Genomic DNA, 24,085 nt, shown 5'->3' on the forward strand with positions numbered 1-24,085 from the left:
GGCACTGCGCCGCGCGGGCCTCCGAGCCAAGGCTCGATCCCTCATGGGCGGTTCGACTGCGACGGCACGCTCGTCATGGACGCCGGGCGGGGCGCGGGACTCCCTGCCCGGCAGAAGTCGCCACGGGAAGCGCACCCCGCACGGAGCACCGGATCGATCCCCGGGGCTCGGCCTAGGAGCCGCCATGAGCAATGGAGACATATTCGTCGGCGAGACCATCGGAACAGCGATCCTGATCCTCTTCGGCGCCGGAGTCTGCGCCGCGGTCACCCTCAGATACTCCAAGGCACGGGCCTCGGGCTGGGTGGTGATCGCGTTCGGCTGGGGATTCGGCGTGCTGGCGGGCGCGTACACCGCCGCCCCGCTCTCCGGCGGGCAGCTCAACCCGGCCGTCACCATCGGCATCGCGGTCGACACCGGCAAGTGGGACAAGGTCTGGGTCTACCTGCTGGGCCAGATCGTCGGCGCGGTGCTGGGGGCCGTACTCGCCTATCTGGTCTATTTCGCGCAGTTCCAGGCGAACGTCCGGGAGAAGGGCGCCACCGAGGACACGGCGGACGGACCCACCCCGACGCTCGGCATCTTCTCCACGATTCCCGAGATCCGGAACCCGGTGGCCAACCTGGTCACGGAGGTCATCGCGACGGTCGCGCTCGTTCTGCCGATCCTCGCCTTCGGACTGGTCGGCGGGCTCGGCGAGTCCGGCACGCTGGTGCTGATCGTGTCGCTGCTCGTCGTCGGCATCGGTCTCTCGCTCGGCGGCCCGACCGGATATGCCATCAACCCGGCACGCGACCTCGGCCCCCGTGTCGTGCACACCTTCCTGCCGATCCCGAACAAGGGCACCTCCGACTGGGGCTATGCCTGGATCCCGGTCGTCGGTCCGCTGGTCGGCGGAGCACTGGCCGGTCTCATCTACAACGCAGCCTTCTGAACCGAGCTCAAGGGGTAGCCATGACCGACAACGCCGAGAAGTACGTCGCCGCGATCGACCAGGGCACCACGTCAAGCCGTTGCATCGTCTTCAACCAGGACGGCGCGATCGTCGCCGTCGACCAACGTGAACACCGCCAGATCTTCCCCAAACCCGGCTGGGTGGAGCACGACGCCACGGAGATCTGGGCCAAGGTGCAGGCGGTCGTCGCCGGGGCGCTCGCGAACGCCGGTCTGCGTGCCGACCAGCTCAGCGCGCTCGGTATCACCAACCAGCGTGAGACGACGGTGCTGTGGGACCGGGCCACGGGCAAGCCGGTGCACAACGCCATCGTGTGGCAGGACACCCGCACCGCCGCCCTGTGCCACGAACTGGGCGGCACGGACGGACAGGACCGCTTCCGCGAGCAGACCGGGCTGCCGTTGGCCAGCTATTTCTCCGGCCCGAAGGCCGCCTGGCTGCTCGACAACGTGCCGGGCCTCAGGGACCGCGCCGAGCGCGGCGAGATCGCCTTCGGCACGATCGACTCCTGGCTGATCTGGAACCTGACCGGTGGCACGGACGGCGGACAGCACGTCACCGACGTCACCAACGCCGGCCGCACCATGCTGATGAACCTCGAGACCCTTCAGTGGGATCCCTCCATCCTGTCCGCGATGAACGTGCCGGAAGCCGTCCTGCCCGAGATCAGGTCGTCCGCCGAGGTGTACGGAACCGGCGTCGGCCAACTCGCCGGTGTGCCGGTCGCCTCGGCGCTGGGCGATCAGCAGGCGGCTGTGTTCGGGCAGGCCTGCTATGACGTGGGAACGGCGAAGAACACGTACGGCACGGGCAGTTTCCTGTTGCTCAACACCGGCAACCGGCCGGTGCCGTCCAAGAACGGGCTGTTGACGACGATGGGTTACAAGATCGGCACCGAGGCGCCGGTCTACTGTCTGGAGGGCTCCATCGCGATAACGGGTGCGCTGGTGCAGTGGTTCCGCGACCAACTCGGCATCATCCGGACCTCCGACGAGATCGAGACACTGGCCGAGAGCGTCGAGGACAACGGCGGCGCGTACATCGTGCCCGCGTTCTCCGGACTGTTCGCCCCCTATTGGCGCTCCGACGCGCGCGGTGTCGTCACGGGCCTGACCCGGTACGTCACGAAGGCACATCTCGCGCGCGCGGTGCTGGAGGCGACGAGCTGGCAGACGCGCGAGGTCGTGGACGCCATGTTCCAGGACTCAGGGGTGCAGATCACGACCCTGAAGGTGGACGGCGGGATGACCAAGAACAACCTGCTCATGCAGCATCAGGCGGACGTGCTCGACGTGCCCGTGATCCGGCCCAAGGTCTCCGAGACGACCTGCCTGGGCGCCGCGTACGCGGCCGGCCTGGCGACGGGTGTGTGGAACGACCTCGACGAGCTCAAGGCGCACTGGCAGAAGGACGTCGAGTGGACGCCGTCCATGGACGCCTCGGTGCGCGACCGCGAGTACCACAACTGGCGCAAGGCGGTGGAGAAGAGCTTCGGCTGGATGGAGGAGGGCGACCACTAGACACACCCGCGTACACCGGCCGTACGGCACACGCGCGTGGGTGTACGCGCTGAGCAGCGGCCCGTACCCCGGTCGGCGGGGGTACGGGCCGCGCGCGTGCGGTCGGGGTGGCGAGGGCGCGCGCGGTCAGGTGGTGAGGGTCTGGCGGCGTTCCGCGGCGTACGCCATCGCGTGCTCCACCACGCCGATGAGGATGTCCTTGACCGACTCGCGCTCGCGGGCGTCGCACAGCAGCAGCGGCACGTCGTCGTCGAGGTCGAGGGCCCTGCGGACGTCCTCGGCCGGGTAACGGGAGGCTCCCTCGAAGCAGTTGACGCCGACGAGGAAGGGTATGGAGCGCCGCTCGAAGTAGTCGATGGCGGCGAAGCAGTCCTCCAGGCGGCGCGTGTCGGCGAGGACGACCGCGCCGAGCGCACCCTCGGAGAGTTCGTCCCACATGAACCAGAAGCGCTCCTGGCCCGGCGTGCCGAAAAGGTACAGGACCAGATCCTCGCGCAGGGTGATGCGCCCGAAGTCCATGGCGACGGTGGTGGTGTGTTTGCCCTCCACGCCGCTGACGTCGTCGACCGGGCGGCCGGCCTCGGTGAGCAGTTCCTCGGTGCGCAACGGCCTGATCTCGCTCACGGCGCCGACCAGCGTCGTCTTGCCCACGCCGAAGCCGCCGGCCACGAGGATCTTGAGCGTGACGGGCTCGACCGGGGGCTTGCCGCGCTCAGTACGCCCGAAGATCATCGATCTCTTCTCCTGCTTGATGGGGGTCAGCCGGCGGGGGGCCGTAGCCTCCGCCGCCGGGGGTTTCGACGACGAGTACGTCGCCGGGGTGGACGTCCGCCGAGTCGCTGCCGCGGAGTCGGACGACGGTGCCGTCCGCGCGTTCCACTCGGTTGGCGCCCAGGGCGCCGGGTTCGCCGCCGGCCATGCCGTACGGCGGCACCCTGCGGTGCTGGGACAGCGTGGAGACGGTCATGGGCTCGGTGAACCGGATGCGGCGCACGGCTCCGTCGCCGCCGCGCCAGCGTCCCGCACCGCCGCTGCCGGGCCGGACCGCGAACTCGTCGAGCCGGACGGGCAGCCGCCACTCCAGGACTTCGGGATCGGTCAGGCGGGAGTTGGTCATGTGGGTCTGGACGACGCTCGCGCCGGGAAAGCCCTCCCCCGCACCCGATCCGGAGGCGATCGTCTCGTAGTACTGGTGGCGTTCGTTGCCGAAGGTCACGTTGTTCATGGTGCCGGAGCCCTCCGCCTGCACGCCGAGCGCCGCGTAGAGGGCCCCGGTGATCGCCTGGGAGGTCTCCACGTTGCCCGCCACGACGGCGGCCGGCGGCTGCGGCGCGAGCATGGAGCCCGGCGGCACGACGATGTCCAGGGGCCGCAGGCAGCCGTCGTTGAGCGGGATGTCGTCGTCGACCAGGGTGCGGAACACGTACAGGACCGCCGCGTTGACCACGGCGAACGGCGCGTTGAAGTTGGTGGTGAGTTGCGCCGAGGTGCCGGTGAAGTCGACGGTGGCGGAGCGGCTTTCGCGGTCCACGCGCACGCGTACGCGGATGACGGCGCCCGAGTCGGTCTCATAGGCGTACTCGCCGTCGTCCAGGGCGTCGATGACTCGGCGCACCGCTTCCTCGGCGTTGTCCTGGACGTGGCTCATGTAGGCCTGCACGACGTCGAGGCCGAAGTTCTCGATCATGCGGCCGACTTCCTCGACGCCCTTGTGGTTGGCGGCGATCTGGGCCCGGAGGTCGGCGAGGTTGGTCTTCGGGTTGCGGGAGGGGTGGGGTGCCTCGGTGAGCAGGCGGAGGGTCTCCTGCTCACGGAAGCGGCCGTGCTCGGCGAGCTGCCAGTTGTCGAAGAGGACGCCCTCCTCCTCGATGGTGCGGCTGTCGGCCGGCATGGAACCCGGGGCGATGCCGCCGATCTCGGCGTGGTGGCCTCGAGAGGCGACGTAGAAGAGGATCCGGTCACCCTGCGTGGTGCCGGTTGTCCCGGTGCCGAAGACCGGGGTGATCACCGTGACGTCCGGCAGGTGGGTGCCGCCGTGGTACGGGTCGTTGACCGCGTAGGTGTCACCGGGCCGCATCGCGTCGCGCCGGCGGCGGATGACCTCCTTGACGCTCGTGCCCATGGAGCCCAGGTGGACGGGGATGTGCGGGGCGTTGGCGACCAGGTTTCCGTCCGGGTCGAACAGGGCGCAGGAGAAGTCCAGCCGCTCCTTGATGTTGACGGACTGGGCCGTGGACTCCAGGCGGGCGCCCATCTGTTCGGCGATCGACATGAAGAGGTTGTTGAAGACCTCGAGGAGAACCGGGTCGGCTTTCGTGTCGAGATCGGAACTCTGCGTGACCGCCGCGCGTTCCATGACCAGATGCCCGTCGTCGGTCGTCGCGGCCCGCCAGCCGTCGTCGACGACGGTCGTCGCACTGGCCTCGGTGATGATCGCGGGGCCGGTGACGGTCTCGCCGGGAGGCAGTCCCTCGCGGCGGTACAGGGGGACGTCGCGCCAGACGCCGCCGGTGTGCAGGCGGACCGTCTCGGGTGGGACGGGGTGGCCTTCGTAGGGGGCGAGGGCGGACAGATCAGGGGGTTCGGTGATGCCGGTGGCTTCGACGGAGAGCGCTTCGACGACGATCGGGCGGTCCAGAACGAAGGAGTACGTGGCGCGATGACGTTCTTCGAAGGCGTGGCTCATGGCGTCGGGCTCGGTCAGCTCGACGGTGAGGGTGGTGTCGGTGCCGTCGTAGCGGAGCTGGGCGCGACGGGTGATGCGGATGCGCTCGGGCGGGACGTCCTCGGCGAGGAGTTCGGCGCGGGCGGCGGTTTCGAGGTCGTCGGCCGTCTTGTGGACGCCGGGCATGGCGGCGGATTCCAGCGGTGCCTCGACGGACTGTTCGCGCATGGCCGTGGTGTCGGCCAGGCCGATGCCGAGCGCGGACAGGACACCGGCCATGGGCGGCACGAGGACCGTACGCATGCCGAGCGAGTCGGCGACCATGCAGGCGTGCTGACCGCCCGCGCCACCGAAGGTGGTCAGGGCGTAGCGGGTGACGTCGTGGCCCTTCTGGACCGAGATCCGTTTCACGGCGTTGGCGATGTTGGCCACGGCGATCTGGAGGTAGCCCTCGGCGACCTGCTCGGGGCTGCGGTCGTCGCCGGTCTGTTCGCGGATCTCGCGCGCGAGGGTGGTGAAGCGGTCGCGGACGAGCCCTGCGTCGAGGGGCTGGTCGCCGTCGGGGCCGAACACCTGGGGGAAGTGGGCGGGCTGGATGCGGCCGAGCATGACGTTGGCGTCGGTGACGGCGAGCGGGCCGCCGCCGCGGTAGCAGGCGGGGCCCGGGTCCGCGCCCGCCGAGTCCGGCCCCACGCGGTAGCGCGAGCCGTCGAAGTGCAGGACCGAACCGCCGCCGGCCGCGACGGTGTCGATGTCCAGCATGGGCGCGCGCAGCCGCACCCCCGCGATCTGGGTGGTGAAGACCCGTTCGTACTCGCCCGCGAAGTGCGAGACGTCGGTGGAGGTACCGCCCATGTCGAAGCCGATGACGCGGTCGAAACCGGCGAGCTGCGACATGCGGGCCATGCCGACGATGCCGCCCGCGGGGCCGGAGAGGATGGCGTCCTTGCCGCGGAACTGCCCGGCTTCGGTGAGTCCTCCGTTGGACTGCATGAACATCAGTCGTACGCCGTCGAGTTCGCCGGCCACGTGCTGGACGTAGCGGCGCAGCACGGGCGAGAGGTAGGCGTCGACGACGGCGGTGTCGCCTCGCGGGACGAGCTTCATCAGCGGGCTGACCTCGCTGGAGAGCGAGATCTGCGGGAAGCCGACGCGGGCGGCCAGCTCGCGGACGGCGTGTTCGTGCCCGGGGTGGAGGTGGCTGTGCATGCAGACCACCGCGACGGCCCGGATCCCGTCGTCGTAGGCCTGCCGGAGGGGGCCCACGAGGGAGTCCAGATCCGGGGTGCGCAGGACGGTGCCGTCGGCGGCGATGCGCTCGTCGATCTCGACGACACGTTCGTACAGCAGCTCGGGCAGTTCGATGCGGCGGGCGAAGATGCGGGGCCGGTTCTGGTAGGCGATGCGCAGGGCGTCGCGGAAGCCGCGGGTGATGATCAGCAGGGTGCGCTCGCCCTTGCGCTCCAGGAGTGCGTTGGTGGCGACCGTGGTCCCCATGCGCACGGACTCCACGGCCTCCCCCGAGCCGTCGAGCAGCTCGCGCACGCCCGCTACCGCCGCGTCGGCGTAGCGCGCGGGTTGGTCCGACAGCAGCTTGTGCGTCAACAGTCGGCCGTCCGGGCGCCGCGCGACGATGTCGGTGAAGGTACCGCCCCGGTCCACCCAGAACTGCCAGCCTGTCACGTCTTCACTCCGCTTCCGCGCTGCTCACAGCGCCCGGAGGCCGTTGATCACGTCGCGCAGAATACTCTCGTCCGGCAGTTCGGCCGGGGGGACGGGCCGGTTCACATGAACGAATTCCCCGGCGACCAGATCCCCGATGAGGACCCGCACCACTCCGATGGGCAGGTCGAGCCCGGCGGCGAGTTCGGCGACCGACTGCGGTGTGCCACGGCACAGCTCGACGATGTCCACGTGTTCCGGGGACAGGCTGTGGTCCACTTCCGGGTCGTCCCCGTGGGGCTCCGTGACGACCACCGCGATCAGATCGAGTCGGTGCTGAGCCGCACTGGCGGTGCGGCCGCGCGTCATGGCGTACGGGCGGACGACCGGTCCGGCGTCGTCGTCGAACCAGTGTCTTCTGCGCTGACCGTCTGTGCTCATGACATCTCACTACCCGCCCGAGGGCAGATCGGTGCGCGGGGCGGCGCCCAGATGTACGCCCACCCGCTTCACCAGCAGCGTCATCTCGTAGGCGACCTGGCCCACGTCCGAGTCGGCGTCCGCGAGGACGGCGAGGCAGCTGCCGTCGCCGGCGGCCGTCACGAACAGGAAGGCCTCGTCGAGTTCGACGACCGTCTGACGGACGCTGCCGGCCTCGAAGTGACGGCCCACGCCCTTGGCGAGGCTGTGGAAGCCCGAGGCGACGGCTGCGAGGTGCTCGCCGTCCTCGCGGGTGAGGTCCTTGGACACCCCGGTCGCGAGGCCGTCTCCGGAGAGCACGACGGCCTTGCGAATGCTCGCGACGCGGTCCACCAGCTCGTCGAGGAGCCAGTTCAGCTCGCCCTTGCCGGTCGTGCTGTCGTCGGTCGCCTTCGGTGCGGTCATCGACCGTCCCCCTTTGTCGTTCGTTGTGGTGCTGTGCCGCTGTGTGCGTCGTCGCCCGCGGCGTTCTCCTCGCGACCGCGTTGCCAGCCGCGCTGGAGCGAGGCCATGCGGCTGCGTACCTCGTCGGCGTCGCGCTCCGCGGGTTCCATGCGGTCCTCACGCCGCACCGGACTCTGTCTCAGCTGCGGAGCCAGGTTGGCCTGGCGTACGCGGCGGGGCAGCGCGCCGGTACCGGTTCCCGCCTCGTGAGGCGCGGTGCCGAGGGACGGAGCGGTGTCGTCCAGGCGGTTCGAAGGAACGGCGGCGGGCCGGTTGGCCCTCCTGGGGAGCGCCGGGGCGTCCGGCGACTCGTCCGAGGCGTGGGTCCGGGGGGCGGCGGGATCGGTGCGCTCGGTGCCCTGGTCGGCCACGCCGGTCCCGCGTCGCAGAGGCGTCGTGGCACCGCGGCGGCGGGTCGGCAGGGGGGCCGGGCCGTCCTGCTGCGAACCGCGCGGGCCGGGGAGTGCGGAGCGTTCCTCGTCCGCCTCCTCGCGTCGGGAGCGCTGCTCGGTGACCGGGCGGCCGTGGGAGCTGACCAGCTTGGGCGTGCTGCGGCGGGGCAGCGGGACGGGAGCGCTGAGGCGCTGGTCGGGGTCGATGCGATCGCCTCCGCCGTGTGGGTCGGGCAGCCGGTGGTGTCGCTCTTCGCCAGGTCCGCTCGGCCCGTCCTCCACGGGAGCGACCGTGCGGCGCGGACGGAACAGTCCGCCGCGTTCGCTGTCCTCGCTGTCGAGCACGCCCGGATAACCGTCCAGGGCGTCGAGATCGACGGGCGCCTCCAGTTCGACCGGCCCGTCCAGCAGCGAGGGCAGACCGGGAAGCTGCACGGGCAGCTGGGCGAGCGCGGCCCGTCGGCTCTCGGCGGGCGCCTCCTCCTTCGGCGGATGAGGCCGGTCGAGGCGGAAGCCGATGCCGTTGGTGTCGGGGACGTCGTCGGTGAGCAGGATGTCGGGGATGAAGACGACGGCGGTGGTGCCGCCGTAGGGGGACGGTTGCAGGGAGACCCGGACGTTCTGCCGCTGGGCGAGCCGGCTGACGACGAACAGGCCGAGCCGGTCGGTGTCGGACAGCTCGAACTCCGGGGTCTCGGCGAGCCGGAGGTTGGCGTCCAGCAGCGCTTCGGCGGCCATGCCGAGACCACGGTCGTGGATCTCCAGGGTGAAGCCGTTGGCGACCCGTTCGCCCAGAACCTGGACGGCGGTGTGCGGCGGCGAGAACACCGTGGCGTTCTCCAGGAGCTCGGCGACGAGGTGGGTGAGGTCGGTGACCGCCGGGCCGGTGATGGCCGTCCGGGGCAGCCTGCGGACCTCGATGCGTTCGTAGTCCTCGACCTCGGCGACGGCGGCGCGGACGATGTCCATGAGCTGGATGGGCTTGCGCCACTGCCGCGAGGGGGCCGCGCCGGAGAGGATCACCAGTCCCTCGGCGTGCCGCCGCATGCGGGTCGTGAGGTGGTCGAGGCGGAACAGGTCGGCGAGTTCCTCGGTGTCGTCGGTCCGGCGCTCCATGGTGTCGAGCAGCGTCAGCTGCTTGTGCAGGAGGACCTGGCTGCGGCGGGCGAGGTTGACGAAGACCTCGGAGACCCCGGACCGCAGTTGGGACTGTTTGACGGCGGCCTCGACGGCGGCCCGTTGCAGGGTGTTGAGGGCCTGGCCGACCTCACCGATCTCGTTCCTGTCGAACTCCAGGCGCGGTACTTCGGTCTCGACGTCGACCTGTTCCCCGGCAGACAGCCGACGCATCACGCTGGGCAGTCGCACACCGGACGCCTCGTGGGCCTCGAGGCGCAGTTGGCGCAGGTCACGGATGAGGCCGCGGCCGACGCGCACGGACAGGAAGAGCGAGAACAGCACGGCGATCAGTCCGAGGACGCCGACGGCGGCGGCCTGGACGATGACACCCATCGCGACCGGGCGAGCCCGGTCCTGGTAGCGGTCGCCGGCCTGGGCGTCGAGGGTCCCGAGTTCGTCGAGCACGCTGCCCGCCGCGGTGTCCCAGTTCTTGGCGGTGACGCCGCGGGGCATGCTGTCCGGCCTGGCCGCGATCACGGCCTGCTCGGCCGTCCGCAGCGGGGCGGTGGTGGCGTTCTTCCAGAACCGCTCGTAGCGGTCCCGCTCCGCGGTGGGCAACTGGGCGAGGCTGATGTCGTACACCGCGTCCCGCTGGGCCTCGAAGTCGGAGACGTCGCGGATCTCGTCGTGGGTGACCCGGCCGACGACCAGGGCGGAACCGAGCAGCGCGTCTTCCTGCGAGAGCAGTTCCCGGGCGCGGGCCACATTGACGAGTGCCCGGTACTGCTTGTCCATGTCGACGCTGTCGACCACGTCCAGGGTGGACAGAAGGGCGTAGCAGGGGTCGATCAGGCGGTTGTAGAGGTCGAGGGCCTGGGCCCGGGTGACGGTGCCCTCCTCGACGCTGCGGCGCAGGGAGTCGACGCCGTCGAAGGCGTCGAGGACGGCGGTGAGGGCCTCGGCGTCGTCCTGGTCGAGGACGTCACGCAGACCGGCGTCCCCTGCGTTGCCGCGGATCTCGGCGATGGCCCGGTCCGTCGCGGTCCGGGTGCGATGGAGCGCGGACAGGGCGTCGGAGGCCCGGGGGTCGGCCAGATAGACGAGGGTCTGGCGACGTTCCTGCTGGACGACGTGGACGGTGTCCTCGATCGGGTATCCGATCTTCTCCACCACCGACGACACGTTGAACAGCCGGTTCGCCTCGCGACCCGTGAGTACCGTGGCGAAACCCCAGACGGCGGTCAGGGACACCAGCGGCACGAGAAGCAGCGCCACGATCTTCCGACGGATCGACTTCCCGCGAAAGCGCATGGCCTCCCCCAGCTCGACCCCCGTACGGCAGGGGGTACACAGTGCGTCAACAAACGGCGCGAGCCTACTACTGACGCGCAGGTAACTCGAAGGGCCGTCCGGAGGCCGAACTTCCGTGCCCGCGGCAAGACATACGGAGTTGTCCGGTCATTGCGGGAGATTGCCTCCCCGGATCCGACCGTGTTCGAGAAGCCGGATCCGCCCTACGTCTTTGGCCAGTTGGCCAGAATTTTGCGCCTGTTGGGAATCTTCGGGCGAGTTCGCTCGTCTATCTCTACGGGAACCGGGGGCGGAATCGGCCACAGGAGCCGCATCTCGCACCCGGGCGGCGTAAAACAGCGCAAGCCGGGCAGCCACTGGGGAGTCGGGGTCTTCGGACCGAACACGCGGTCTGCTGGCGGTGGGGAGTGACACGGTGATGGGCACGGTGGAGCGGCACGAGGCGGCTCAGGAAAGCGCGGTGGCGCACGGGGTGGCACAACGGCGCCCCGAGGCACCAGATCGCGACATTCCGGCGGACGCACGCGAATCGGCGGACGGACGTGGGGGCGGACGCGGATCGGCGGACGGACGTGGGGGCGGACGCGGATCGGCGGACGGACGTGGGGGCGGACGCGGCTTTCCGGCAGGCGTGAGCGCGGGCCGGAGCACGGACGGGGGCACGGCGCGAGCGGCCGTGCCCAAGGCCCGCGGATCGGCGGAGGACGTGGCGCAGGAGCGACCTCGGTATCGCCCGTTGTGGGTCGAGGAGCCCGCCCGGCGGCGCCGGATGCCCGACCCGGTGCGTACGGCGGCCGTGCGCGCGGTGATCATCATCGCCGTGACGCTGATCCAGGCGATGACGGCCTTCCTGTGCACCATGGCCGGCTCGTGGCTGGCCTTCCCCATGGTGATCAGCAGTGTGGCCAGCACCGTGGCCGCCACGTGGGGTGCGCTCGACGTGTGGGTGACCCGCCAGGTGTGGAACCAGCGCAACGGAGTCGTGTCGGCCCCGAACAGCACCGCCCGGTCACTGCGCCGCGAACGCCGCCGGGCCCGGCGGCAGGCACGGACCACCGAGCGGGCCAACGAGCGGATACGCAGGGCCGGCGGTACCGGGCAGCTGTCGCACTCCTGACGTCACAGCCGCCCGCACCACATCCCGGCATCGCGCAGTCCCCCACGGCTTCAGAGCACGACCGATGCCACCCGGCCCTCCCCACGCAGCAGCTCGCGCCGTGCGCGCAAGAAGGGGCGCGGCCGGTCCACGGAGAGCACCGCGGTCGTCCGGCCGCCTCGTTCGTACCGGGCCAGGAAGCCGTCGTCGGCAGGTGTCCCATCGGCAAGGGCGCCCTCGGTGATGCGGACACTGTCGCCGTCCCGGCGCCGGCCGGCGAACTGGATACGGGCGCCGTACTGGTCCGACCAGAAGTACGGCACCGACCGCGAGGTCTCGACGGTTCGCCCGGCGAGCAGGTTGGCCACGGCGACGCGCGGCTGCTCCGTCGCGGAGGTCCAGTGCTCGGCTCGGATCCCGCCGACGCGGGCGACATCGCCGACGGCGACCACCTGGGGCAGTGCGGTCACACAGCCGTCGTCGCACCGGACGCCGTCCTCCAGGGCGAGCGTCGAGCCTGCCAGCCAGCCGGTGTTGGGGGTGGCGCCGATGCCGACGATCACAAGGTCGGCGGGGAGGGTACGGCCGTCGGAGAGTTCCACGCCGGTGACGGCGACCGGGCCCCGCAGCCCCCTTACGCCGGTGCCCGTGACCAGCTCCGTCCCGCCCCGGCGGTGCAGGGTGGCACACACGGCGGCCATCTCGGCGCCCAGTTGGGGCACGAGCGGAAGCGGGGCGACCTCGACGACCGTCACGCGGTGGCCGAGGGCGGCGCACGAGGAGGCGGTCTCGGCGCCGATGAAGCCGCCTCCGATGACGACGACCTGGCGCGGGCCGCGACCGAGTTCCGCGCGCAGGGCTCGGGCGTCGTCGAGGGTGCGCAGGGTGTGGACGCCGGTGAGGCCGTCACCCGGCAGGCGGCGGGCGCGGGCGCCGGTGGCGATGACGACACCGTCGGTGGAGACGGTACGGCCGTCGTCGAGGAGCACGGCACGACCGCGGGCGTCGAGCCCCCCGGCCCGGACGCCGAGGACCCATTCGGCGTCGAGTCCGGCGGATTCCTCGCTGTCGGTGAGGGCGAGGTCGCCCTCGCTCGCACGGCCGGTGAGGAAGTCTTTGGAGAGGGGAGGGCGGTCATAGGGGTGGTGGGGTTCGTCGCCGACGATCACAAGTCGTCCGTCGAATCCCTGGGCGCGCAGTTCCCGGGCGGCGTACAGACCCGAGAGCGAGGCGCCGACGACGGTGACGGTCCTCATGCGGCGCTGCCCTCCTCCACGACGAGGTGCACGTGGATGACGCCGTCGTCGACGGTGACCCGGTGGGTGCGGACGGGGCGGCGGGCCGGCAGGCAGGCCGGCTGTCCGGTGCGGAGATCGAACGATGCGGCGTGCAGCGGGCATTCGACGAGGCAGCCCTCCAGCCACCCCTCGGAAAGGGAGGCGTCCTGGTGGGTGCAGGTGTCGTCGATGGCGTAGAGCTCGCCGTCGTCGGTGCGGAACACGGCGACGGGCGGGGTGGTCTCGATGCGGACGGACTCACCCTCGGGGAGGTCTTCAAGGCGGCAGACGGGAATCACGGGCCCCCCTCTCGGTCCCGGGACGCTCGGTCCGGGACCTGCTCGGTCCAGGCGGTCAGGGAGCTCGGACCTTCATCGGTCCGAGCGGTGAAAGCGGCACGGAGAAGCGGAGTACGGAGAACGGAAACAGCGGGCGGCAGGCGGCAGGCGGAAAGCACGGGAGCGGAGGTATGGAAGCGCGGCAGAGCAAAAGTGCGTGCGAGCGAAGCGGGCCGAAGCGACGGAGCGTCCTCGGTCCGGCTCGTGCGGACCCCTTCCGAGATCCGGACGCTTCGGTAACATGATGTTTCGTATGGCGCATGAAGAAGCGCTATGCGCAACAGAATCCGGGCGGGGCGACCGCCGCGTCAAGGGTTTCCCGCAGATGCGGCCCAAACAGGGCTGTCAGGTGGTGAGAGTCGAGCTATGACCCGCACGCAGAAGCAGTCCGACCGCGGCGCGGAGAACGAGGCGAACCAGGAGCGGCCCGGCGGCAGGGGCGCGGCGAGCGCCGTGCAGTCGGTGGACCGCGCCGTGAGCGTGCTGGAGATCCTCGCCCGGCACGGCGAGGCGGGCGTCACCGAGATCGCCGAGGAGTTGGACGTGCACAAGTCCACCGCGTTCCGGCTGCTCGGTGTCCTCGAGAACCGCGGTCTGGTGGCCCAGGCCAAGGACCGCGGGAAGTACTACCTGGGAGCCGGCGTACTACGCCTGGCGGGGGCGGCGGCAGTGCGGCTGGACATCTCGCAGGAGGGTGTCCCGGTGTGCCGGGAACTCGCCGACGAACTGGGCGAGACGGTGAACATCGCGGTCCTGGACGACGACGCGGCCGTCAACATCATGCAGGCTCGTGGCACCGCGTCCGTGACGGCGCAGAACTGGCTCGGCAGACGCACTCCGCTGCACGCCACCTCCAGCGGGAAGGTGCTGTTGGCGCACACGACGCCGACCCTGCGCGAAGGTCTGCTGGCACGCCCCCTGCCGCGTTTCACCGAGCGCACGATCACCGGTGCGTCGATGCTCCGCGGCGAACTGGAGGCCGTGGTCCAGGAGGGCTACGGAATCACCGTCGAGGAACTCGAACTCGGCCTGACCGCGGTGGCCGCGCCGGTCCGCTCCCACGACTGCAAGGTGATCGCCGCGATCAGCGTCTCGGGACCGGTGTACCGGTTGAACAGCGACCGTCTGCCGGAGCTGGCGAAGCGGACGGTGGCGGCGGGTGCCGAGCTGTCCCGCCGGATGGGGTACGGCTTCTGACGTAGGGGGCGTCCTACCCGAAGTACGGCGCGGGGCCGGGATCCGACCGGCCCCGCGCCGCTGTGTGTCCGTCAGGTTTCGTCCGCCCGGCTGCTTTTGCCAAGGGTTAACTCGCACCTCTTGACGGCCGCTTGATGGCGTTCTCAAGATGTTCCCCATCGCGCAACCGATCGTGCACTGCGCAACAGCAGAGGAGCTTGGTCGTGCCCCACGAGGTCCGTGCCGTAGTCGCTGTGAAGAAGGGCGCACCCGTCGAGGTGCAGACGATCGTCGTCCCCGACCCGGGTCCCGGAGAGGTCCTGGTCGCCGTACAGGCGTGCGGGGTCTGTCACACGGACCTGCACTACCGGGAGGGCGCGATCACGGACGACTTCCCGTTTCTGCTGGGCCATGAGGCGGCCGGCACGATCGAGGCGGTCGGCGAGGACGTCACCGGCCTCGTCCCCGGCGACTACGTCGTGCTGGCCTGGCGTGCCCCCTGCGGTTCCTGTCGCTCGTGTCGCCGCGGTCGGCCGTGGTACTGCTTCGACTCCCGCAACGCCACCCGGCCGATGACGCTCCTCGACGGCACCCCGCTCTCCGCCGCGCTCGGCATCGGCGCCTTCGCCGAGAAGACGCTGGTCGCCGCGGGCCAGGCGGTGAAGATCGACCCCGCCGCGCGCCCCGAGGCGGCCGGTCTCATCGGCTGCGGTGTCATGGCCGGTTACGGTGCCGCCGTCAACACCGGCAACGTCGGCCGCGGCGACACGGTCGCCGTCATCGGCTGCGGTGGCGTCGGGAACGCGGCCATCGCGGGCGCCTGTCTCAACGGCGCCATGAAGGTCATCGCCGTCGACATCGACGACCGGAAACTCGACCAGGCGGAGAAGTTCGGCGCCACGCACACCGTCAACTCCCGGGGCACGGACCCGGTCGAAGCGGTACGGGCCCTCACCGACGGTTTCGGCGTGGACATCGCGATCGACGCCGTGGGCCTCCCGGAGACCTTCAAGCAGGCCTTCCTCATGCGCGACCACGCGGGCGTGCTGGTCCAGGTCGGGGTCCCGTCCCCGGAGATGACGGTCGAACTCCCGCTGATCGACGTGTTCTCACGCGGCGGCGCGATCAAGCCGTCCTGGTACGGGGACTGCCTGCCGAGCCGCGACTTCCCGTTCCTCGTCGACCAGTACCTGTACGGGCTGCTGGACCTCAACGCCTTCGTGACCGAGACGATCGCCCTCGACCAGGTGGAGGAGGCGTTCGCCAAGATGCACCGCGCAGAGGTGCTGCGCTCGGTGGTGGTCCTGTGAGTCCGACTTCCCGCAACCCGGCTCCCTGACGAACCGCGGGGCCCCACCACCCATCCCCAGCACGACCCACAACCCCGCAACCCCACTTCACGACCCCACGACCCCACGACTTCACGACTTCACGACTTCACGACTTCACGACCCCACGACTTCACGACTTCACGGCCTCACCGCCCAACCGCCCGGCCGCCCAAACGCCGAGCCCCAGCGGCCCGGCCGCCCAGTCCCCGAAAGGCTCCGATCACACTTCCCAGCGCCTCACCCCACCCCGGCAAGGAGGGGCATGTCCAGCACCCCCGTACACCGTGCCCACGAGAACCGCCCCCCGTCCCCGCGCGTGATCGTCATCGGCGCCGGTATCGTCGGCTGCTCCCTGGCCGACGAGTTGACCGCCCGCGGCTGGACCGACGTCACGGTCCTCGAACAGGGCCCCCTGCCCGCCCCCGGCGGCTCCACCTCCCACGCGCCGGGCCTCGTCTTCCGGACCAGCCCGTCCAGGACGCTCGCGGAGTTCGCCAAGTACACGGTCGAGAAGTTCGGTGCCCTGGAGGTCGACGGCGTCCCCTGCTTCCACCGGGTCGGCGGCCTGGAACTGGCCACCACCCCCGAGCGCCTGGCCGAGCTGCACCGCCGGGCCGGTTACGCCGCCGCCTGGGGCATCCGAGGCGAGGTGGTGGACGCCGCCCGCTGCAAGGAACTCTGGCCGCTCATCGACGAGGCGACGGTCCTCGGCGGTTTCCACACCCCCGACGACGGCCTGGCCCGCGCGCTGCCCGCCTCGCGCGCCCAGGCGGACCGGGCCACCGCCCGCGGCGCCCGCTTCCTGGACCGTCACACGGTCACCGGGATCGAGCAGGAGCACGGCAGGGTCACCGCCGTGGTCACCGACCAGGGCACCTTCCCGGCCGACCACGTCGTCTCCGCGGCCGGTTTCTGGGGCCCGGTGATCGGCCGCATGGCCGGGGTGGACGTACCTCTCCAGCCGCTGGCCCACCAGTACGCGAAGACACCGAGGCTGCCCGAGCTGGCCGACGCCACCGCCGAGGCGTCGATGCCGATCCTCCGCTTCCAGGACCGGGACCTCTACTTCCGCGAGCACACCGACCGTATCGGCGTCGGTTCGTACGCCCACCGGCCGCTGCCCGTCGATCCGTTCGCGGTCCTGCCGTACGACGAGGCGCGCGCACAGCACAGGGACATGCCGTCCTCATATCCGTTCACCGCCGAGGACTGGGCACCGAGCTGGGACGACTGCCGTCGGCTGCTCCCCGCCCTGCGGGACGTCGACACAGCCGACGTCGAGGAGGGCTTCAACGGCGTCTTCTCCTTCACCCCCGACGGCATGCCGGTCCTCGGCGAGTCGCGCCGGCTGCGCGGCTTCTGGCTGGCCGAGGCCGTCTGGGTGACCCACTCCGCCGGGGTGGCGAGGGCCGTCGCCGAGTGGATGGTCGACGGGCGCCCGTCCCTGGACCTGCACGAATGCGACCTCACGCGGTTCGAGGAGGCGCAGTGCTCACCGGCGTACGTCCGTGAACGCGGCGCACAGCAGTTCGTGGAGGTGTACGACGTCCTCCACCCCCTCCAGCCGATGGAACAGCCACGCCCGCTCCGCGTGAGCCCGTTCTACCCCCGTCAGCAGGAGCTCGGCGCGTACTTCCTGGAAGGCGGTGGCTGGGAGCGCCCGCACTGGTACGAGGCGAACGCCCCGCTCGTCGACGCCCTCGGCCCGCTCCCCGAACGCGACGCCTGGTCGGCCCGCCACTGGTCGCCGATCGCGGCCGCCGAGGCGAGGGCCACACGCGAGAGGGTCGCCCTGTACGACATGACCCCCCTGCGGCGCCTGGAAGTCACCGGCCCCGGAGCCCTCGGCTTCCTGAACCGCATGACCACCAACAACCTCCGCAAGAAGCCCGGCGCGGTCACCTACACCCTCCTCCTGGACGAGACGGGCGGCATCCGCTCCGACCTCACCGTCGCCCGCCTCGCCCCCGACCGCTTCCAGGTCGGCGCCAACTCCCCCGCCGACCTGGACCGACTGCTGCGCCACGCCCCGGCGGACGTACAGGTCCGGGACATCACCTCCGGCACCTGCTGCGTCGGGGTCTGGGGCCCGCTGGCCCGCGACCTCGTGCAGCCGCTGACCCGCGACGACTTCTCGCACGAGGGCTTCGGCTACTTCCGCGCGAAGCAGACGTACGTCGGACACGTCCCGGTCACGGCGCTGCGCCTGTCGTACGTCGGCGAGCTGGGCTGGGAGCTGTACACCACTGCCGACCTGGGGCTGAGGCTCTGGGACACGCTGTGGGAGGCCGGCCAGGAGCACGGCGTGGTCGCGGCCGGGCGCTCGGCCTTCAACTCCCTGCGGCTGGAGAAGGGATACCGCTCCTGGGGCACCGACATGACCGACGAGCACCACCCGTTCGAGGCGGGCGTCGGCTTCGCCGTCCGCATGGACAAGGACGGCTTCGTCGGCCAGGAGGCCCTCCGCACCCTCCGGACCCACCCCGGACGATCCGGCGAACCGCGCCGGCTCACCCCCCTCCTGCTCGACGACCCCGCTGCCGTCGTCCTCGGCAAGGAGCCCGTGTACGCCCCCGCTCCCGGCTCCGCTCGGCCGAAAGACGCCCCCGCCGGGTACGTGACCAGCGCCGGTTACGGCTACACGCTGGGCCGCTGCGTCGCGTACGCCTGGCTGCCGGTGCTGGCCACCGGCACCGGTGTGCACATCGAGTACTTCGGCCAGAGGATCCCGGCCACCGTCGCCGACGAGCCGCTCTTCGACCCGAAGATGACCCGCATCCGCCGATAGGAGACGCGCATGTCCCCCACGTACGACGTGATCGTGATCGGTCTCGGCGGTATGGGCAGCGCCGCCGCGCACCATCTGTCCGCGCGCGGCGCCCAGGTGCTCGGTCTGGAGAAGTTCGGCCCGGTCCACAACCGGGGTTCCAGCCACGGCGGCTCCCGGATCACCCGGCAGTCCTACTTCGAGGACCCGGCGTACGTGCCGCTGCTGCTGCGCGCGTACGAGCTGTACGACGAGCTGGAGCGGGCGACCGGCCGGGAGATCGCCGTTCTCCGCGGCGGTGTGATGGTCGGCCGGCCCGACTCGCGGACCGTCGCAGGCTCGCTGCGCTCCGCGCGTCAGTGGGATCTGCCGCACGAGATGCTGGACGCGCGCGAGATCCGCCGCCGCTTCCCGACGCTGACGCCGAAGGACGACGAGGTGGCGCTCTTCGAGGAGAAGGCGGGGCTCGTCCGGCCCGAGAACACGGTCGCGGCCCATCTCCAGCTGGCCACCCGGCAGGACGCCGAGCTGCACTTCGAGGAGCCGATGACGCGCTGGGAGCCGTACCGGGACGGCGTCCGTGTGCACACGGCCGAGAACACCTACACGGCGTCCCAACTGGTCATCTGCCCGGGCGCGTGGGCACCGCGGCTGCTCACCGACCTCGGGGTGCCGTTCACCATCGAGCGGCAGGTCATGTACTGGTTCGAGCCCGAGGGCGGTGTCGAGCGGTTCCTGCCGGAGAACCATCCGATCTACGTCTGGGAGGCCGCGGACGGCGTCCAGGTCTACGGATTCCCGGCCATCGACGGCCCCGGCCTCGGCGCCAAGGTCGCCTTCTTCCGCAAGGGGCGGGTCACCACCCCGGAGACCATCGACCGGACGGTCCACGAGGAGGAGGTCCGGGCGATGGCCGACCACATGTCGGGCTGCATCCCGGACCTCCCCGGCACCTTCCTGAAGGCCGCCACCTGCATGTACTCCACCACCCCCGACGAGCACTTCGTCATCGCCCGCCATCCCGCGCACCCGGAGTCGGTGACCGTGGCCTGCGGGTTCTCCGGGCACGGCTTCAAGTTCGTGCCGGTGGTCGGGGAGATCCTCGCCGACCTCGCGCTGACCGGCTCCACCGAGCACCCCATCGGTCTGTTCGACCCCGCCCGCCTCGCCGCCGCGCCCGCCTGAGGAGCCCGCACGTGACGACGACCCCCGTCTCCCCGAGCCTGATCGCCACCCTCCCCGGGCGCTACTACACCGACCCGGAGATCTTCCGGCAGGAACAGGCACTTCTGTTCGAGTCGATGTGGTTCTGCGCCGTGCGTGGCGCCGACCTGGCCACGCCGGGCGCCTTCCGTACCGTCCAGGTGGGCCGCGAGAACGTCATCATCACCCGCACCCGCACCGGCGAGTTGCGCGCCTTCCTGAACGTCTGCCGGCACCGCGGGGCCCGGCTGTGCACGCAGGAGTCCGGCGAGGTCCGCCGCAACCTCCAGTGCCCGTACCACGCGTGGACCTACGACCTCGACGGCAGACTGGTCGCCGCGCCCAACCTGATCAAGATGCCGGACGTCGACCGGGTCGCGTACGGCCTGATCAAGGTAGCCCTGCGTGAGTGGCTCGGGTACGCCTGGGTGTCCCTGGCCGCCGAACCGCCGTCCTTCGAGGAGACCGTGCTGCACGCGGCCGTAGAACGGCTCGGCGACGCGGCGGCGATCGACCACTACGGCACCGAGCACCTCGCCCTCGGCAGACGGATCACCTACGACGTGCGGGCGAACTGGAAGCTGATCGTCGAGAACTTCATGGAGTGCTACCACTGCGCGACGATCCACCCCGAGCTCACCGACGTCCTGCCGGAGTTCACCGACGGCTACGCGGCCCAGTACTACGTCGGCCACGGCGCCGAGTTCGGTGACGGCGTCCGGGGCTTCACGGTCGACGGCAGCGAGGGCTTCGCCAGGCTGCCGGACGTCTCCGACGACCAGGACCGGCGCTACTACGCGATCACGGTGAAACCGACGGTCTTCATCAACCTCGTGCCGGACCACGTCATACTGCACCGCATGTTCCCGCTCGCGCAGGACCGCACGGTCGTCGAGTGCGACTGGCTGTACGCGCCGGAGGTCGTCGCGTCGGGCGCGGACGTGTCGAAGTCGGTGGAGCTGTTCCACCGGGTGAACGAACAGGACTTCGAGGCGTGCGAACGCACCCAGCCCGCCATGACCTCGCGGGCGTATCGCAACGGTGGTGTGCTGGTGCCGAACGAGCATCACCTCGGGATCTTCCACGAGTGGCTCATCGACCAGCTCGGAGGCGGCCATGCCGGACCTGTTCATTGACGGCGAGTGGCGGGGAGCTCTCGACGAGCGCACCCGCGAGATCCGCTGTCCCGCCGACGGCTCGCTGGTCGGGGTCGTGGACGAGGCCGGCGGCAAGGACACGGTGGAGGCGATCGCCGCCGCGCGGCGCGCCTTCGACACCGGGCCCTGGCCGCACACGTCCGCCGACGAGCGCGGCGCGCTCCTGCTGCGGGTCGCCGACCTCCTCGTACGCGACAAGGCCGCGCTGGCCCGCGCCGAGTCCCTCGACACCGGCAAGCGGCTGGTGGAGAGCGAGTACGACATCGACGACATCGCGAACTGCTTCCGCTACTTCGGCCGACTGGTCGCGAGCGAGACCGGCCGGGTCATCGACACCGGCACGGAAGGCGTCGACAGCAGGGTCGTGTACGAACCCGTCGGGGTCTGCGCGCTGATCACGCCCTGGAACTATCCGCTCCTGCAGACGGCGTGGAAGGTCGCCCCGGCGCTCGCGGCCGGCAACACCTTCGTGCTGAAGCCGAGCGAACTGACCCCGCACACCGCGATCCACCTCATGCGGCTGCTGAGCGAGGCAGGGCTGCCGCCGGGCGCGGGCAACCTGGTCCTGGGCGCCGGCCCGGAGGCGGGCGCCCCGCTCGGCGACCATCCGGACGTCGACCTGGTGTCCTTCACCGGCGGCCTCCAGACGGGCCGCCGACTGATGGCGGCCGCCTCCGGGACGGTGAAGAAGGTCGCCCTCGAACTCGGCGGCAAGAACCCCAACATCGTCTTCGCGGACGCCGACTTCGACACGGCCGTCGACATGGCGCTGACCGCCGTGTTCCTGCACTCCGGGCAGGTCTGCTCGGCGGGGGCGCGGCTGCTGGTCGAGGATCCGCTGCACGACCGGTTCGTGGACGAGGTCGTGCGGCGGGCCGCGGAGATCAGGCTCGGTGGGCCGTTCGACGAGCGGGCCCGGACCGGACCGCTGATCTCCGCCGCGCACCGGGCGAAGGTCGAGGCCTATGTGGCCCAAGGGCTGGCCGAGGGAGCCGTGCTGCGATGCGGTGGCGCCCGCCCGACGGGGGACGGGTTCGACGAGGGGTTCTACTACCTGCCCACCGTGCTGGACGAGTGCGCCGCCGGGATGTCCGTGGTCCAGGAGGAGTCCTTCGGTCCGGTCCTGACCGTCGAACGCTTCACCGGCGAGGACGAGGCCGTCCGGCTCGCCAACGACACCATCTACGGCCTCGCCGGCGCGGTCTGGACGAGCGACGAGGCGAGGGCCGCGCGTGTCGCGGCCCGGCTGCGGCTCGGCACGGTCTGGATCAACGACTACCACCCCTACGTCCCGCAGGCCGAGTGGGGCGGCTTCAAGCAGTCCGGCTTCGGACGCGAACTCGGGCCCTCGGGGCTCGCCGAGTACCGCGAGGCGAAGCACATCTGGCGCAACACCGCCCCCACGCCACAGGGGTGGTTCGCGTGAGCCGCCCGTAGAAGAGCAGCACCGGCGATCCAGGGACCCGCAGGAGAGCACCGCCGACCCAGGGACCCGCAGGAGAGCACCACCACCGACCCAGGCACCCGCAGAAGAGCACCACCACCGACCCAGGCACCCGCACGAGCCGCTCCATCCCTCCTTCCCCAGGCCCACCAGGAGTCCGCTCATGACGACGACCGAACGACCCTCGTCCGGAACGCACGGCCACGACGACGCCGAACTCGCCGAGTTCGGCTACCGGCCCGAACTCAAGCGCACCCTCGGCAACTTCCACACCTTCGCCGCCGGGATCAGCTACATCTCGATCCTGACCGGCACCTTCCAGCTGTTCTACTTCGGCTACGGCAGCGGCGGCCCCGCCTACTGGTGGTCGTGGCCGATGGTCTTCGTCGGCCAGTTCATGGTCGCCCTGTGCTTCGCGGAACTGGCCGCCCGCTACCCCGTCGCGGGCTCGGTCTACAACTGGTCCAAGAAGATAGGCAACCCGCACCTGGGCTGGCTCGCCGGCTGGATGATGCTGATCGCCTCGATCGTGACGATCTCGGCCGTGGCACTGGCCTACCAGCTGACGCTGCCGCAGATCTCCTCCGTCTTCCAGTTCGTGGGCGACGGCACCGGCAAGTACGACGTGGCGACGAACGCGGTCATCCTGGCCGCGGTGTTGATCCTGTTCACCACGCTGGTGAACGCCTTCGGCGTCAAGCTGATGGCCACCATCAACACGGCGGGCGTGTTCATCGAGCTGGTCGCCACGGTCGTACTGATCGTCCTGTTCGCGGTGCACATCACCCGCGGCCCGCAGGTGGTCATGGACACCCGGGGGACGGGGGCCGGTTACTCGACCGGCTACCTCGGCGCCTTCCTCGTGGCCTCGCTCGCGTCCGCGTACGTCATGTACGGCTTCGACACGGCCGCCTCGCTCGGCGAGGAGTCCCTGAACCCGTCCCGCAACGCGCCCCGCGCCATCATCCGCGCCATCGTCGCCTCCTTCGTCCTGGGCGGTCTGGTGCTGCTGCTCGCGCTGATGAGCGTCTCCAGCCTGAAGAGCGGCAAGCTGTCCACGGACGGTCTGCAGTACGTCGTGCTGGACGTGCTCGGCCCGACGGCCGGCAAGGCCATGCTGTGGTGCGTGCTGATCGCGGTCACGGTCTGCGCGCTGGCCGTGCACACGGCGGCGATCCGGCTGGCGTTCGCGATGTCCCGCGACAACAACCTGCCCGCCTCCGCGCTGCTGGCCAGGGTGAGCCCGCGCTTCCGGACCCCGGTGCTGCCGGCCGTGATCATCGGGATCCTGGCGCTGGCGATCCTCGTGGTCAACATCCGCCAGCCGCAGATCTTCACCGTCGTCACCAGCATCGGCATCGTCATGATCTACCTCGCCTACCTCGGCGTCACCGGCCCGATGCTGGTGGCCCGACTGCGCGGCAGATGGCAGCCGGCGGGCGACGGCAAGTTCTCGCTGGGCCGCTGGGGACTGCTGGTCAACATCGTCGCGGTGCTGTGGGGCGGTGCGATGACCCTCAACCTGATCTGGCCGCGCGCCGCGGTCTACAACGCGGCCGCCCCCTTCCACTGGTACCTGAAGTGGGGCGCGGTCCTGTTCGTCGTGGTCATCGCGGGCGGCGGCTACGCCTACTACTGGTTCGTCCAGCGCCACCGCACCGGCGTGCTCGCCGATCACCGGCTGGACGAAACCCCCGCCCCGCCCGCTCCCCTCGCCGCCCCGGCGGCCGACTGAGACACGGAGGCCC

Annotated in this window: 17 protein-coding genes; 10 read left to right on the plus strand and 7 right to left on the minus strand. The window is 70.8% G+C overall.

Features of this window, described 5'->3' with window-relative positions:
• Window positions 1-184: 184 nt before the first annotated feature.
• Window positions 185-934: an MIP/aquaporin family protein gene (locus ACFV0T_RS33165; protein WP_385787433.1), complete on the plus strand. Its 750-nt coding sequence runs from the start codon at window positions 185-187 to the stop codon at window positions 932-934.
• Window positions 935-954: 20 nt separating this feature from the next.
• Window positions 955-2,475 carry a glycerol kinase GlpK gene (gene glpK, locus ACFV0T_RS33170; protein ID WP_385787436.1) on the plus strand — a complete coding sequence of 507 codons (1,521 nt, stop codon included), beginning with the start codon at window positions 955-957 and terminating at the stop codon, window positions 2,473-2,475.
• Between the two features lie 126 nt (window positions 2,476-2,601).
• Here the strand turns inward: glpK and ACFV0T_RS33175 are convergent, their stop codons facing one another.
• From ACFV0T_RS33175 to ACFV0T_RS33195, 5 genes are read right to left on the minus strand one after another with little or no spacing between them, the layout of a single operon-like run.
• On the minus strand, window positions 2,602-3,207 hold the full coding sequence (locus tag ACFV0T_RS33175) for an ATP/GTP-binding protein (protein WP_385787438.1): 606 nt from the start codon (window positions 3,205-3,207) through the stop codon (window positions 2,602-2,604).
• Window positions 3,188-6,823: a hydantoinase B/oxoprolinase family protein gene (locus tag ACFV0T_RS33180; RefSeq protein ID WP_385787441.1), complete on the minus strand. Its 3,636-nt coding sequence runs from the start codon at window positions 6,821-6,823 to the stop codon at window positions 3,188-3,190. Before ACFV0T_RS33180 ends, ACFV0T_RS33175 begins: the two co-directional genes overlap by 20 nt.
• Window positions 6,824-6,847: 24 nt before the next feature.
• Window positions 6,848-7,243, minus strand: a complete 396-nt coding sequence (locus tag ACFV0T_RS33185; protein WP_385787444.1) for a DUF742 domain-containing protein — start codon at window positions 7,241-7,243, stop codon at window positions 6,848-6,850.
• A 9-nt stretch (window positions 7,244-7,252) separates the two neighbouring features.
• Window positions 7,253-7,687, minus strand: coding sequence for a roadblock/LC7 domain-containing protein (locus ACFV0T_RS33190; protein ID WP_385787447.1), 435 nt, complete (start codon window positions 7,685-7,687; stop codon window positions 7,253-7,255).
• Window positions 7,684-10,548: a nitrate- and nitrite sensing domain-containing protein gene (locus ACFV0T_RS33195; RefSeq protein WP_385787450.1), complete on the minus strand. Its 2,865-nt coding sequence runs from the start codon at window positions 10,546-10,548 to the stop codon at window positions 7,684-7,686. Before ACFV0T_RS33195 ends, ACFV0T_RS33190 begins: the two co-directional genes overlap by 4 nt.
• 418 nt (window positions 10,549-10,966) lie before the next feature.
• Between ACFV0T_RS33195 and ACFV0T_RS33200 the strand changes: the two genes are divergently transcribed.
• Complete coding sequence (locus tag ACFV0T_RS33200; RefSeq protein ID WP_385787452.1) at window positions 10,967-11,665, plus strand: hypothetical protein; 699 nt, start codon at window positions 10,967-10,969, stop codon at window positions 11,663-11,665.
• Window positions 11,666-11,715: 50 nt separating this feature from the next.
• Here ACFV0T_RS33200 and ACFV0T_RS33205 read toward each other — a convergent pair whose 3' ends face one another.
• Window positions 11,716-12,900: an NAD(P)/FAD-dependent oxidoreductase gene (locus tag ACFV0T_RS33205; protein ID WP_385787455.1), complete on the minus strand. Its 1,185-nt coding sequence runs from the start codon at window positions 12,898-12,900 to the stop codon at window positions 11,716-11,718.
• Entirely contained in the window at window positions 12,897-13,220 is a 324-nt protein-coding gene (locus ACFV0T_RS33210) for a bifunctional 3-phenylpropionate/cinnamic acid dioxygenase ferredoxin subunit (RefSeq protein WP_385787458.1), read from the minus strand. Before ACFV0T_RS33210 ends, ACFV0T_RS33205 begins: the two co-directional genes overlap by 4 nt.
• A gap of 405 nt (window positions 13,221-13,625) precedes the next feature.
• On the opposite strand from ACFV0T_RS33210, the gene ACFV0T_RS33215 reads away from it, so the two are divergent.
• The 7 genes from ACFV0T_RS33215 (at window position 13,626) to ACFV0T_RS33245 (ending at window position 24,072) form a co-directional block, all read left to right on the plus strand.
• Window positions 13,626-14,456, plus strand: a complete 831-nt coding sequence (locus ACFV0T_RS33215) for an IclR family transcriptional regulator (protein ID WP_385787461.1) — start codon at window positions 13,626-13,628, stop codon at window positions 14,454-14,456.
• A 203-nt stretch (window positions 14,457-14,659) separates the two neighbouring features.
• Window positions 14,660-15,745 carry an S-(hydroxymethyl)mycothiol dehydrogenase gene (locus ACFV0T_RS33220; protein ID WP_385787464.1) on the plus strand — a complete coding sequence of 362 codons (1,086 nt, stop codon included), beginning with the start codon at window positions 14,660-14,662 and terminating at the stop codon, window positions 15,743-15,745.
• A 283-nt stretch (window positions 15,746-16,028) separates the two neighbouring features.
• A complete protein-coding gene (locus ACFV0T_RS33225; RefSeq protein ID WP_385787466.1) occupies window positions 16,029-18,554 on the plus strand; it encodes an FAD-dependent oxidoreductase in 2,526 nt (841 codons plus the stop codon).
• A 9-nt stretch (window positions 18,555-18,563) separates the two neighbouring features.
• Window positions 18,564-19,718, plus strand: a complete 1,155-nt coding sequence (gene solA / locus ACFV0T_RS33230) for an N-methyl-L-tryptophan oxidase (protein WP_385787469.1) — start codon at window positions 18,564-18,566, stop codon at window positions 19,716-19,718.
• Window positions 19,719-19,729: 11 nt separating this feature from the next.
• The gene (locus ACFV0T_RS33235) at window positions 19,730-20,872 is read left to right on the plus strand and encodes an aromatic ring-hydroxylating dioxygenase subunit alpha (protein ID WP_385787471.1); all 1,143 of its coding nucleotides are present in this window, start codon (window positions 19,730-19,732) and stop codon (window positions 20,870-20,872) included.
• Window positions 20,853-22,319, plus strand: coding sequence for an aldehyde dehydrogenase family protein (locus ACFV0T_RS33240; protein ID WP_385787474.1), 1,467 nt, complete (start codon window positions 20,853-20,855; stop codon window positions 22,317-22,319). Before ACFV0T_RS33235 ends, ACFV0T_RS33240 begins: the two co-directional genes overlap by 20 nt.
• A gap of 181 nt (window positions 22,320-22,500) precedes the next feature.
• A complete protein-coding gene (locus ACFV0T_RS33245) occupies window positions 22,501-24,072 on the plus strand; it encodes an APC family permease (RefSeq protein WP_385787476.1) in 1,572 nt (523 codons plus the stop codon).
• Window positions 24,073-24,085: the final 13 nt, after the last annotated feature.

The sequence above is a fragment of the Streptomyces sp. NPDC059582 genome, from assembly GCF_042735715.1.
Classification (GTDB): Bacteria; Actinomycetota; Actinomycetes; order Streptomycetales; family Streptomycetaceae; genus Streptomyces.